Raw genomic sequence first — 12972 nt, forward strand, 5'->3', positions numbered from 1 at the left:
ACACTATGTCTGTGACATTCCACGACCTGTCGGCTTCCACTGAATTACCCGCTGACCTTTTCAAACGTACTGAATCCGACCTGTCATTTTTCGTTGAGAAGGTGAAGCCGATTATTGCGGCGGTGAAGGAGGAAGGCGACAGCGCGCTGATCCGTTTTGCTCGCGAGTTTGACGGCGTGCAGCCGGAAAGCTTCTCGGTGCGTGCCGAAGAGCATGAGTTCGAAGAGGCCTTTGCGCGCGTCGATGCCAAAGTGATCGAGGCGATTCGCTTCTCGGTGGAGAACGTGCGTGCCTTCCACGAAGCGCAAAAGCCCGAAGAGATGTGGTGGAAAGAGATGCGTCCGGGCGCCTTCGCCGGGGACCGCCACGTGCCGATTGATGCGGTGGCCTGCTACGTCCCGCGCGGCAAGGGTTCATTCCCCAGCGTACTGATTATGACCACCGTTCCCGCCGTGGTGGCCGGCGTGCCGCGCGCGGTGGTGATCACCCCGCCAGGCCCCGACGGACGGGTGGATGATGCCACGCTGATCGCCGCACGCCTGGTCGGCATTACCGAAGTATACAAGTGCGGCGGCGCGCAGGGCGTGGCGGCCGTGGCTTACGGCACGCAGTCGGTGCCGAAATGCCTGAAAATCGTCGGTCCGGGCAGCCCGTGGGTGGTGGCCGCCAAGCGCCAGCTGTCTCATCTGATCGACCCGGGAATTCCGGCCGGTCCGAGCGAAAGCCTGATCCTCGCCGACGACTCCGTCAGCGGTGCGCTGGCGGCGCTGGATCTGCTGATCGAATCCGAGCACGGCCCGGACTCGTCGGCGTATCTGGTCACCTCCAGCCGCCGCGTGGCGGAAGAAGCGATTGCCGCGCTGCCGGGCTACTGGGACAGCATCGGTGAAAAACGCGCCGGGTTCTCGCGCAGCGTGCTGGGCGGCACCCACGGCGGCGTGGTGCTGACCAAAGATTTCGCCACCGCCGTGGAGTTCGTCAATCAGTATGCGCCCGAGCATCTGGAAATTCTGGCAGAGGAACCGATGGCGGTGATGACGCAAATCCGCAACGCCGGAGAGATCCTGCTGGGCGAACACACGCCGATTACCCTGGGTAACTTCGTGCTGGGGCCAAATGCCGTCCTGCCGACCAACAGCGCCGCCAAAACCGCCGGGCCGCTGTCGGTGTTCGATTATATGAAGCGCATCTCCGTCGGCTACGTTACCCGCGCGGGCTACCAGCAGCTGGCGACCAAAGCCAAACGTTTTGCCGAGTACGAGGGCTTCCCTGGCCATGCGCTGGCCGTCTCTGAGCTGCGCGATCGCCTGCTGAAAGGAGAGAATCATGACTGAGCCGCTCGCGCCGTTAGCGGCGGAGGCGCGCCGCCTGACGCAGCAGGGTGACTGGCAGCAGGCCAGCGAGAAGCTCAGCCAGCTGATTACCGAAGTCACCGGCGTGCAGGCGACCGGCCTGAACATCAACCGCGATCAGTACAGCCTGAACTCGCTCAACGGCCGCGTGACGCTGGCCGATGGCCGCACGCTGTTCTTTAAGTATCACCATGAAGAAGGCGAAGAGCACACCATTGAGGAGTACTACCGCGCCGAGCTGCTGCGCGAGCACGGCTTCCGCGTGGATGTGCCGATCTACGCCTGCGGCGAGCCGGGGCGCCAGATCCTGCTGTATACCCTGCGCGATGAAAAGCGGCTGGCCGACGTCTGCCGCGAGATTGAAGCGAATGCCGACTGGCAGGGCATGGCCCCGGTGGTCGATGCCCAGCGCCGCGCCGATGCGGAAATCCTCGCGCATACGCTGCCGACGCTACAGCAGGCGCAGGTCAGCCAGGTGGAGGCCGAGTCTATCCACCAGCTGTTCTGGAACCGTCTGGTTTCGCCGGGCCACACCGCCGGGCTGGGTGGGCGGGTTGACGGCTTCTACGTCAATCAGGACTTCACCCTCGGTGAGCTTACGCTGCCGTGGCAGAGCCTGAGCAACCTGCGGTGGCGCATCAACGGCGTCACCTATCAGCACACGCTGCGCCAGCTGTTCCTGGACGCCGGGCAGATCCTTGCGCCCGCCGCGCTGGCCCATCACGGGGTGGTGGTGGCGCACGGCGATGCGCACAATGCTAACGTCTGGTTTGATTCCCAGGACGGCGTGCCGCAGCTGGTCAGCTTCGATCCGGCCTTTGCAGGCAGCCATATTCCGGCGCTGCTGGCCGAGATCAAAGCCACCTTCCACAATATTTTTGCCCATCCCTGCTGGCTGTATGAACCGGCGCAGGCGGCGGAAATCTACCGGGTCAGCGTTCGTCGCGATGGCGACACGCTGGAGGTGGAGCACAACTGGCAGCTGACGCCGCTGCGTCAGGCGTTCCTTGATAGTAAAGGTGAGCTGTACTGGAAGCCGCTGCTGGCCGCGCTGAAGGCCAAAGGCTGGCTGCCCGCGAACTGGCAGCAAATTATGCGCCTGGCGCTGTTCTGCTGCCCGACGCTGGTGATGAGCCTGCGCGCCGGATCGGCCAGCCAGCATAATCCGGTCAGTTCGACGATTGGCCTGGCGATGGCCGTGATGCTGGGCAGCGGCGGCGATGATGAGTTCTCCCGCTGGCTGGACGGTCTGCTGACGGAAGGATAAGCGATGAAAACGGTACAGCTGTACGGCGTCGGCGATCTGCGGGTGGAAGAAAAAGCACCGGCGGTGCTGGCGGCCGGTCAGGCGCGCATTCAGGTGCGGGCCGCCGGGATCTGCGGTTCCGACATTCATAACTATCGCACCGGGAAATGGATGGCCGCCCTGCCGGTCACGCCCGGCCACGAGCTGTTTGGCGTGGTGATCGACGCGGCGGAAGCCACGGCAGGCTTCCCGCCGGGAACCCGCGTGGTGGCCGATTCCCGAGTCTGGTGCGGCACTTGCCCCGCCTGCCTGCGCGGTGCGCACAATCTCTGCACCTCGCTGGGCTTTGTCGGTGAGGTGTGCGACGGCGGTTTCGCCGAACAGGTCGTGCTGCCGGTCAGCGGCCTGCTGCGGGTGCCGGACGATGTCGCGGATGATATTGCCGTGCTCAGCGAACCGCTCGGCGTGGCGCTGCGGGTGGTTAATCAGCTGAACCCGCCGCCGGGCAGCCGGGTGCGCGTTGCCGGCGGCGGCACCATTGGCGGGCTGGTGGCGCTGCTGCTGCACCATACGCACCGCTGCCGGGTACAGCTGAGCGAGCCGAACGCGGCTCGCCGGGGGCGAATCGCCGCGCTGATCCCGCTGGATGAAGACGGCGACTATGACTTCGCCGTGGAGGCCACCGGGATCGGCAGCGTGCTGCAGCATCTGGTCGGCGGCATCACCTCCGGCGGGCGTATTGCGCTGGTGGGGATTTTTCACCACGACGGCGAACTGGACTTCAATCAGCTGGTTGAGCGGGAAATCTCCCTGACCGGCTGCAGCGTGTTTCAGAGCGAACAGCAGGCCGCGCTGGGGCTGATGGCCGATCTGGCCGACGGGCTGCGCACGCTGATCGCGCCTCCTGTGTCGCTGGACGACGTGCCGCAGGCCTACGAGATGCTGATCCAGGGCAAATCCTCCTACCTGAAGACGGTGGTGATACCATGAATGTGATGAACAGCTTTTCCCTCAGCGGCAGGCGCGCCCTGGTGACCGGGGCGACGCGCGGGATCGGCCTGGCGCTGGCTACCGCGCTGGCGCAGGCCGGGGCCAGCGTGATCCTCACCGGGCGCTCCTCGTCCACGGTGGACCGGGCCGTAGCGGAACTTCAGACGCAGGGCTTTTGCGTTGAGGGCCGGGTGCTGGATGTGACCCGCACCGCCGATATCCAGCGCTGTCTGGGGGAGATCGGTGATATCGACATCCTGATTAACAACGCCGGGACCGAGCAGATCTGCCCGTCGCTGGATGCTGACGAAGCGCTGTGGGACACCATTATTGCCACCAACCTGAAGGGCGCGTTTTTCTGCGCGCAGGCGGCGGCACGCAGTATGACCCGGGGCGACGGCGGAACCATTATTAACCTCTGTTCGCTGACCAGCGCGGTCGGCGTGCCGGGCGCTGCGGCCTACGGCAGCTCTAAATCGGGGCTGACCGGCATGACCCGGGCATTAAGCACCGAGTGGGCACCGCTGGGGATCCGGGTGAATGGCATCGCACCGGGGTATTTTGAAACGGAGATGACCCAGGCCTTTTATCAGGATGCGGCCTGGGTGGAGAGCATGCAGGCGAAGATCCCGCTGGGCCGCTTCGGCGAGCTGGCGGATCTTGCCGGGGCGGTGGTATTCCTCTGCTCCCCGGCTGCCCGCTATATCACCGGGCAGATCCTCTACGTTGACGGCGGCTATCTGGCGGCGATTTAAGCTCAGACGCGGTGCAGCAGTCCGGCGTGCAGCTCGTTGACCGAACGGCAGCCCAGCTGCGCCAGCGTGCGGTCAATTTCCTGCTTCATCGTAGCGATGGTGCTGGCCACCAGCGCTTCGCCACCGGCGGCGACGGCATAGAGCAGCGGCCGACCCAGCAGTACCGCATCGGCCCCCAGCGCCAGCGCTTTGACCACGTCGGTTCCGCGCCGGAAGCCGCTGTCGATCAGCACGCTGAAGTCCGGCCCCACCGCCGCCCGCACCGCAGGCAGAACCAGCATCGGGCTGTGCGTGCCGTCCAGCTGTCGGCCACCGTGGTTCGACAGCACGATGCCCTCCGCCCCCAGCCGCTGCGCCGCCAGCGCATCGTCAACCGTCATAATTCCTTTGATATACAGCGGCCCCTGCCAGATTTCGCGGATCCAGGCGAGGGTTTCCCAGCTCAGCGCCGGGTCCATCTGGCTGGCAAAGTAGGCCGCCGCGCCCGCCCCGCGCTGGTATTCTGCCGGAATATAGGGCTTCAGGTTGCCAAAGCCCGGCATCCCCTGCGGCAGCAGCGTGCGCATCACCCAGCCGGGATGGGCGGCAACATCGGCCATCGCCGCCAGGGAGAGCTTCATCGGGCGGCGGTAGTGGCGCTTGTCGCGCTCGCGGTTGCCGAAATGCACCGCGTCCACCGAGACCACCAGCGCCGTACAGCCCGCCTGCCGGGCGCGGTCCAGCAGGTTGCGGGTGACGTTGCGGTCTTTCAGTACGTAAAGCTGGAACCAGCGTTCGCCGTTGGAAGCCGCGGCAATCTCCTCCATCGAGGCGGTCGACACCGTGCTCTGGATGTAGCCAATCCCCTGCCCGGCCGCCGCGCGGGCGATCATCTGGTCGGCCTGATGGCGCAGCATGCCGTTATAGCCGGTCGGCGCAACCAGCAGCGGTGCCGCCAGCCGGGTTTGCCCCACATGCGTGCCGGTGTCGCGGCTGGATGCATCCTGCAGTACCGTCGGAGCGAACATCCAGCGGCGGAAAACATCCTGGTTGTGTTGCAGCGTGGTTTCGTCTTCCGCTCCGCCGTCCACATAGCTAAAGGCGAAGGCGGGCAGCCTGCGCCGGGCTTCACGGCGCAGGTCAGCCGCATTGAGTAGCATACATACCCCTTAACACATTGATAAAAATTAGGTTATCTTCCGGGCTACCGACGGAAACCCGCACCCAGTCAGTATAACCAGCTTCACGCCACGGCTTCACGATGATCCCGTGCTCCAGCAGTTTTTTTGCCAGATCGCGGCTGTCTCCGCCCGCGCGAAAGAACAGGAAGTTAGCCACGGACGGGGCAACCTGATAGCCCAGCTCAATCAGCTGCTGACGCATCACTTCCCGCTGTTCCGCAATCAGCGCCACGCTGTCCGCAACGTGGGCCGGGTCCTGCAGCGCAGCCAGCGCCGCCGCCTGCGCGGCGCGGTTGATATTAAACGGCGTGCGCACGCGATTGAGCACCCCGGCCAGCGCTTCGTCGCTGGCAATCCCGTAGCCGACGCGCAGCCCAGCCAGCCCCCATGCCTTCGAGAAGGTGCGCAGCACAATCCAAGGACGCGACTGGGCTTGCAATACGCTCAGGCTGTCCGGGTAGTCGCTCAGGTGATGGCAATATTCGTAATAGGCTTCATCAATCACCAGAATGCAGTCCTGCGGTGCCTGTTCAATCAGCCGGGTGAAATCCTCGCGTCCCAGCATGCAGCCCACCGGGTTCGAGGGGTTGCTGAGGATCAGCATCTTGGCAGGCTGGCTCAGCGCCTGCTGCCAGGCGGGCAGATCGAATTCCATCTGCTGATTCACTGGTACCAGCGTCACCTCCGCGCCCATCATCTGCGGATAGATCTGATGCAGCCCGAAGGACGGCTCAAGCGTCACCACCCGCTCGCCGGGATTGATAAACGCCAGGCAAAGCAGCTTCAGCAGCTCTTCCGAGCCGTTACCGATCACAATGCGTTCCGCATCAGCCCCGGTGAGCTCCGCCAGCGCATGGCGCAGTTTCAGGCTACCGGAGTCAGAGTAGATACCGGTGTGGCTCAAATCGGCGCGCAGCGCCGCCGCCACCAGCGGACTGGCCCCGAGGGGATTTTCATTGCTGCCCAGCCGGGTGATACGGTCAACCTGCCAGGTTTCACGCACCGCGTCATCCGACATTCCAGCGTTATAAACGCCCAGCTGCAGGGCCTCTTTTCTTGCCAGTTTTTCTATTTGAGTCTGAGACATCTGAACTCCGCTCCGTTAATGGAATATCGATCGTCGCCGCCGCCCGAAGACCACGGTTCGGGTCACCGCCGCGACGGCAATGAGTGAGATTAATTTATCAGAAAAGTGTAGATGTATAATCTTGTATATACAATTGCAATCCATATGCCAGCTGCGCAAAAAAAACAGTCCGTAAAGCAACGTGGGCGCAGAGGGGATATGCGGTAAGGATCTGGCGGGAAACGCGGGTTAAGGCGGCACCGTTTCAGTGCATGGCGATGGATGATGGTGCGCCGACGATCTCCCGGAGAGCGATTATCGATTCAACCCGGGTTCCCATTAGGAGAACGATTATCCAATGAGTAGTGATTCCCAACGGTGTAGTGTGTATCCGCGCGATGGCGTTAATCGGCAGGCATGAACGATACGGTAAATGACACCGTGATATGCCCAATGGTTAAAAACGATCGCTCGGTCAACGAGCCAGCCAATCAGCCTGCATGTAAGAAAGCGGCTCCTCGCGAGCCGCCTATTAGCCAGGCGTAAGCCCTTAATTAATCGACGTAGGCCGCAGTATGGAAATCAATTTCCCACTGCAGCACGTCGCCGTACAGCGCCGACAGTGCCTGTTTTTCCGCTTCACTCAGCGCGTGAGCGCAGCGGTCCAGCTCTTCTTTCAGCCAGCAGGCCTGCTGGTAGAACTCTTCTTCCGCATGCATCTCTACCCAGCGCCGCACGTCGGCATCCTGCTGGCTCTGCTGGCTCACCCGATGGCACCAGTGGTAGTACATCCACTCGGCGCCGAACATCAGGGTGATAATCTGCGCATAGCTGCCCTGCTGCGCGGTATGCAGCATGCCGTCGCGGAAGCGCCGCACCCCGGGCAGGTCGTCCGGGTAGTCGGCAGGATCGACCTGACGCTCCGCCAGCACCCGTTCAAACCAGGCGATCTGCGTATCCACCAGTGCATTCAGCACGCCAATCAGCCAGCGCTGCTGGCGGATATCCGGTGCCTTGCTGACGCCAAGGGCAAATATCGCGATCGCCGTCGCCACGAAGTTGCCTTCAAACACCAGATAGCGGTTAAACACCGATTCCGGCAGGCGATCGTTTTCAATATCCAAAACAAAACGGTGCTGCTGCATCGCCCGCCAGGCGTCCTGATGTTCGCGCAGCAGTCTTTCGCTGAACGCTTCCATCACGCTTCCTCCAGCGCGGCCTGAGCAACGGACATAAAGTGCTTAACGCGGGCCAGGTCCACATCGTTCCACCACACGCCGTCTACCTTCATGGTGCTGGCAACAATCACCCCCTGGGTGCGGCCGAGGATCTGACAAATGTTGGCGGGCGTCACGCCGGAACCCACCAGCAGCGGCAGCCCGGTAGCGGCGCGGATCTCGTCGATTTCCTCCATCGTGGCGCTGTCGCCGGTGCGCTGGCCGGTGGCGATCACCGCGTCGGCCTCGAAGAAGTCTACGTCACGGGTCAGCTCCTGGATCGAGCGGTCGGCGACGATAGCGTGGCTGCCGTGCTTCACGTGGCTGTCGGCAAAGACGCGAATCTGCTCGGCGCGCAGCTGGCTGCGATAGCGCAGTGCCTTCGCCGCAGCACCTTCGATAAAGCCTTCGTTAGCGATATAGGCATTCGCCCACTGGTTGACGCGAATAAAATCAGCACCGCCCGCCAGCGCGGTAGCCATCGCCGGAATCGCGGCGTTGGCCAGCACGCTAATTCCCAGCGGCACGCCAAAACGCTCGCGGACTTTCTCGGTAATCACCGCCATCAGCGCCGACGTTTCGTGGCCAATATCTTCAGGCTTAGAAAACGGAATATCGCCATGGTTTTCTACAATCAAACCGTGAACGCCGCCTGCAACATAATTTTCGGCATCACGAAGAGCACGTTCAATAATATCCCTGACTGATTTACCACGATATTTCGGCGTGCCGGGGAACGGGTCACAGTGAATAACGCCCATCACCGCTTTACTACGTGAAAAAATAGCTTGTATTGCATTCGTTTTTTCTGCTGAGATAGCACCCATCTTATCCATCCTGTTTAAGGAAACACTATGCGTGTTTATGTCACCGGTAATATTACCGTCGATGAAACATGGTCCATTGCGGATATTCCGCAAAAGGGATCCTCGATTCATGGCGTTAAAGTCTCGCAAGATATTGGCGGTAAAGGCGCAAACCAGGCGATTATTTTATCCCGCTGCGGAATAGAAACATATTTAATTGCCGCCACGGGAAATGACAGCAACGGCATATGGCTCCGCCAGCAAATAATTAATGAAAAATTAACGTTATTACCCACTACGTATTTCAACCAACATAGCGATACCTCAATTATTTTAAACAGCGCCGATGGCGATAATGCCATTATTACGACGACCGCCGCCGCAGATGCCTTCAGCCTGGAAGAGATTATTCCCCATCTGGCCGATGCCGCTCCGGGCGATATTCTGTTGCAACAGGGGAATTTCTCCCTGGAAAAAACGCGCGCTCTGTTTCAGCTGGCCAAAGCGCGCGGCCTGACTACGGTATTTAATCCTTCCCCGGTTAACCCCGACTTTGCTCATCTCTGGCCGCTGATTGATATCGCGGTGGTCAATGAATCAGAGGCCGCAGAACTCCAGCCACAGGGCCTTAAGACCTTAGTCATTACCGAGGGTGCTGCCGGTGCCTGGCTGGTCAGTGAAGACCAGCGCCGGTTCTGCCCGGCGGTGGCCGCTGAAGCCGTGGATACCACCGGTGCGGGCGATACCTTCCTCGCCGTCATGCTGGCCTCTGCGCTGCTGCGCGGTGTTCTGCCGGACCCGCTAGCGCTGGCTCACGCCAGCCGGGCCGCCGCCATCACCGTCAGCCGCCGGGGAACCTTTAGCGCGTTTCCCGGCCAGCAGGAACTCGCCGCCCTGTTAAGCACGGGCGGCGAGTAGGCCTTATTTAAACAGCGAACGGTAACCGTCTACGTTCGCTTTCGTCACTACCGTGGCCGGAACCAGAATGGTTTTCGACACGGTTTTACCTGAGGTAATCGCATTCAGCGCGTTCAGCGCTTCCACGCCCATCTGTTTCGGATCCTGCTGCAGCACGGCGGTGACATAGCCGCCGTCAATGCCGCTGATTGCCTTCGCCGTCAAATCCCAGCCGAAGACTTTAATGTCCTTCTGCCGTCCCTGGTTCTCAACGGCCGCAATGGCACCCAGCAGGGCCGGTTCGCCGGTGGCATAGATCGCCGTTAGATCCGGGTTACCGGTGATCAGGTTTTCCGCTGCGGTCATCGCTTTATCCTGCACGTTCTGGCCGTCAACCACGTTGGCGATGGTGATCTTCGGGTTGCTTTTCAGCGTCTCCTCAAAGCCCTTCTGGCGCTGGTTCTGGATCGCCGAGTTCAGCGCGCCCACAATACCCACGCGCGCCTTGCCCCCCATCTCTTTCTGCACGTAATCCACAAAGAATTTACCAATGATCTTACCGCCTTCGATATTATCCACGCCGACCTGTGCCGCCTGTGGCCCCGCAGGTAATACCGCATCAATGGCAATCACCGGTATTTTCGCTGCCGCCGCTTCTTTTACCGCCGGCATAATACCGTTGACGTCGATGGCCGCGACCATAATCCCTTTAACACCTTGCTGAATATAGTTTTCAATCGCGTCATTCTGGGCAACCGGGTTATCGTTGGAGTTGAAAATCACTACATCCTTGCCGCTGGCTTTTGCCGCTTCCTGCGCGCCTTTATTCATCTGGTTAAAGAACAATGCCTGCTGATTAATCTGAATCAGCGCATAGTCGGGCGTGGCGGCACCGGCAACAGAAATAACACTGCCCGATGCGATCAGGGCGGTTGCCAGAGCAATAAAACGCAGTTTTCCGGTGTTTAATAACATCATCAGTATCCTCGTCGGGAATAGGTGATAGCCAGCAGGTGTCCGCGCCGCAGTGCAAACGCAGAAGGATTATTTTTTTGGCGGGCAAATATCTGATGTAAGACTGAAACAGCGAAACGCCGTTCAGCTAAGACCTGCTTTCTCCCATTCCGGCAACCGGTCCGTTTCGGTGCACGACTGGAATGTTTCGAGCGGGTTTGGGAATGAACCCGGGTAATGCGGTAAACTGCTTATACAGTTCTCCGCTGCTCAATTTTTGTCAAGCATTTATTTAACAATTTATTCACCGGAGAAAATGCTGTATCGGGCGCGCGTAACTGTGTTACAGATAGCCCCATTCAGGCAGAAATGGCGCAGAAAATGAGTCTAAAACGCGTATTGTTATCCGATGTGGCAAAGCAGGCGGGGCTGTCAAAGGCGACCGTGTCGCGCTATATGAATCACAATATCGTGCTGCCGCAGGACACCATCGATCGCATTGAAAGCGCCATTCGCGAGCTGGACTATCGCGGCAACAGCCTGGCGCGCCGCCTGAGCAAAGGCGGCAGCGAAACCCTCGGCCTGGTGCTGCCCGATATTACTAACCCCTTCTTTGCCGAACTGGCCGACGCCGCCGAAGAGGCCGCCTCCGCCAGCGGCTACAGCCTGGTGCTGTGCATCACCCGCAATAACCCGGACAAAGAGTGTCAGTTTATCCGCTGGCTGGATACCTGCCAGGTGGACGGCCTGCTGTTCACCACCAACCGCCCGGATAACGGCCTGCTGCGCAAAGAGATCCAGCGCCACCAGCGCATCGTGCTGCTGGATGAGGATATTCCGGGCAGCAAAGTGCCGAAGGTGTTTGCCGATAACGTGCAGGGCGGGCGCATCGCCACGGAGAAACTGATTGCCGCCGGGCATCGTCATATCGCGTTCGTCGGCGGGCCGGATGCGCTGATGAGCGTGCGCGAACGCTATCAGGGCTTTTGCACCGCCATGGAGCAGGCCGGGCTGAGCTGGCCGCCGGAATGGGTGATGTACGGGGACTATCAGCGCGAGTTCGGTCAGCGGGCGCTGAAGCACCTGTTCAGCCAGCCCGTGCGCCCGACCGCCGTGTTTGCCGCCAGTGACTATCTGGTGCTGGGCCTGCTGGACGGGCTGCGCGCCAGCGGACTCCAGGCGCCTGCCGCACTTTCGCTGGTCGGGTTTGACGACGCCAACTATGCCGACTTCACCCAGCCGCGTATTTCCACCATCCGCCAGCCCGCGCGGGAGCTGGGGCGCACCGCGGTGAGCATCATGCTGCGCCTGCTTAACAACGAAAAAGATATCCCCTCAGAAACCCGTCTGCCGGTGGAATGGATTGGTCGCGATTCCATCAGGATTTGTTAAGCGCATCCCAAAATGGCGCAAAAGCGCCCAGTTTTGGCGCAAAAAGCGTTCAATTTAAAATCCCTTCGCTATAATCAGTAAACCGGTTTACTAACGAATTGTTAAAAAATTCGTTGTGCTACAGAGAGTTAAACCACCGGGCTGCTGTGTTGTTCCTGCCCTGGCACGGATGCTGCAAAGACTTACTGGCGAACAAATATCTTAAATAGCGTTTGACCTGATTGTGATTCGGAAGCTCCATTCCGCAGGTAAACCGGTTTACTAGCATGTAAACCGTGTCGGATGGATGACTTTCCCGCAGCCAGGCAAACATTTTCCCGGCACCAGCGATGGGAGTTATCAGATGCAGCAGCCCCAGACTACCCCGCCACGGGTAGAAATGATCAACATCACCAAGACCTACGGGTCGATACGCTCACTGCGCGGCGTGAACCTGGAGCTGGCTCCGGGTGAAGTGCTTGGCCTGGTGGGCGATAACGGCGCAGGGAAATCCACCCTGACCAAAGTGCTTTCCGGCGCGGTGGTCCCCACCAGCGGCACCATCCGCATTGACGGTGAAGCGCACCAGTTCACTAACCCGGCGGATTCACGCCGCTGCCATATCGAAATGGTTTACCAGGATCTGTCGCTGTGCGACACGGTCGACGTTGCCGGAAATCTGTTTATGGGCCGCGAGCCGATGAAATCGATCCTCGGTATCCCGTTCCTGGACGAAGCCAAAATGCACGCCGATGCGCGCGAGATGCTGAAGGGGCTGGGGATTTCCATTCCCGATACCCGCCTGCTGGTGCGCAATCTCTCCGGCGGTCAGCGCCAGGCCATCGCTATCGCTCGTGCGGCGGCGTTCGACCCGAAAGTGCTGATTATGGACGAACCCACCGCCGCGCTGGCCGTGGCGGAAGTGGAAGCGGTGCTGGAGCTTATCCGCCGCGTTTCCGCCCGTGGGGTGAGCGTGATCCTGATTACCCACCGCCTGCAGGACCTGTTCCTGGTTTGTGACCGGATCATGGTGATGTATGAAGGCACCAACGTCGCTGAACGCCGGGTCGCTGACACCGATCTGAGCGATATCGTTAACCTGATTGTGGGCGAAAAATTCACCGCTCGCTCTGCCGCCGCACACTGAGGTAACAGGAT

Annotated in this window: 12 protein-coding genes; 7 read left to right on the forward strand and 5 right to left on the reverse strand. The window is 60.7% G+C overall.

What is annotated here, in order from left to right; genetic code table 11:
* The first annotated feature begins 5 nt into the window (after positions 1–5).
* From hisD to EC836_RS08335, 4 genes are read left to right on the forward strand one after another with little or no spacing between them, the layout of a single operon-like run.
* Positions 6–1334 carry a histidinol dehydrogenase gene (gene hisD / locus EC836_RS08320; protein WP_123331944.1) on the forward strand — a complete coding sequence of 443 codons (1329 nt, stop codon included), beginning with the start codon at positions 6–8 and terminating at the stop codon, positions 1332–1334.
* A complete protein-coding gene (locus tag EC836_RS08325; protein WP_123331946.1) occupies positions 1327–2619 on the forward strand; it encodes a hypothetical protein in 1293 nt (430 codons plus the stop codon). Before hisD ends, EC836_RS08325 begins: the two co-directional genes overlap by 8 nt.
* A 3-nt stretch (positions 2620–2622) precedes the next feature.
* Positions 2623–3588 (forward strand): zinc-binding dehydrogenase, encoded by a 966-nt coding sequence (locus EC836_RS08330; RefSeq protein WP_123331948.1) that lies wholly within the window; start codon positions 2623–2625, stop codon positions 3586–3588.
* Positions 3585–4343 (forward strand): SDR family NAD(P)-dependent oxidoreductase, encoded by a 759-nt coding sequence (locus tag EC836_RS08335; RefSeq protein ID WP_123331950.1) that lies wholly within the window; start codon positions 3585–3587, stop codon positions 4341–4343. The genes EC836_RS08330 and EC836_RS08335 overlap by 4 nt, the downstream gene beginning before the upstream one ends.
* Before the next feature lie 2 nt (positions 4344–4345).
* Here the strand turns inward: EC836_RS08335 and EC836_RS08340 are convergent, their stop codons facing one another.
* From EC836_RS08340 to EC836_RS08355, 4 genes are all read right to left on the reverse strand, one after another.
* On the reverse strand, positions 4346–5482 hold the full coding sequence (locus EC836_RS08340; RefSeq protein ID WP_123331952.1) for an alpha-hydroxy acid oxidase: 1137 nt from the start codon (positions 5480–5482) through the stop codon (positions 4346–4348).
* Positions 5463–6590 carry a histidinol-phosphate transaminase gene (gene hisC / locus EC836_RS08345; RefSeq protein ID WP_123331954.1) on the reverse strand — a complete coding sequence of 376 codons (1128 nt, stop codon included), beginning with the start codon at positions 6588–6590 and terminating at the stop codon, positions 5463–5465. Before hisC ends, EC836_RS08340 begins: the two co-directional genes overlap by 20 nt.
* A gap of 533 nt (positions 6591–7123) precedes the next feature.
* Positions 7124–7768 carry a TenA family protein gene (locus EC836_RS08350; protein WP_123331956.1) on the reverse strand — a complete coding sequence of 215 codons (645 nt, stop codon included), beginning with the start codon at positions 7766–7768 and terminating at the stop codon, positions 7124–7126.
* Positions 7768–8613 carry a BtpA/SgcQ family protein gene (locus EC836_RS08355; RefSeq protein WP_123331958.1) on the reverse strand — a complete coding sequence of 282 codons (846 nt, stop codon included), beginning with the start codon at positions 8611–8613 and terminating at the stop codon, positions 7768–7770. Before EC836_RS08355 ends, EC836_RS08350 begins: the two co-directional genes overlap by 1 nt.
* 27 nt (positions 8614–8640) lie before the next feature.
* Here EC836_RS08355 and EC836_RS08360 point away from each other — a divergent pair, with 27 nt between their 5' ends.
* The gene (locus tag EC836_RS08360; protein ID WP_123331960.1) at positions 8641–9510 is read left to right on the forward strand and encodes a PfkB family carbohydrate kinase; all 870 of its coding nucleotides are present in this window, start codon (positions 8641–8643) and stop codon (positions 9508–9510) included.
* A gap of 3 nt (positions 9511–9513) precedes the next feature.
* Here EC836_RS08360 and EC836_RS08365 read toward each other — a convergent pair whose 3' ends face one another.
* Positions 9514–10467 carry a substrate-binding domain-containing protein gene (locus EC836_RS08365; protein ID WP_123331962.1) on the reverse strand — a complete coding sequence of 318 codons (954 nt, stop codon included), beginning with the start codon at positions 10465–10467 and terminating at the stop codon, positions 9514–9516.
* Positions 10468–10812: 345 nt separating this feature from the next.
* Between EC836_RS08365 and EC836_RS08375 the strand changes: the two genes are divergently transcribed.
* Positions 10813–11835, forward strand: coding sequence for a LacI family DNA-binding transcriptional regulator (locus EC836_RS08375; protein ID WP_123331964.1), 1023 nt, complete (start codon positions 10813–10815; stop codon positions 11833–11835).
* A gap of 379 nt (positions 11836–12214) precedes the next feature.
* The gene (locus EC836_RS08380; protein WP_172606574.1) at positions 12215–12961 is read left to right on the forward strand and encodes an ATP-binding cassette domain-containing protein; all 747 of its coding nucleotides are present in this window, start codon (positions 12215–12217) and stop codon (positions 12959–12961) included.
* Positions 12962–12972: the final 11 nt, after the last annotated feature.

The sequence above is a fragment of the Erwinia sp. JUb26 genome, assembly GCF_003751505.1.
In the GTDB taxonomy this organism is placed as follows: Bacteria; Pseudomonadota; Gammaproteobacteria; order Enterobacterales; family Enterobacteriaceae; genus Erwinia.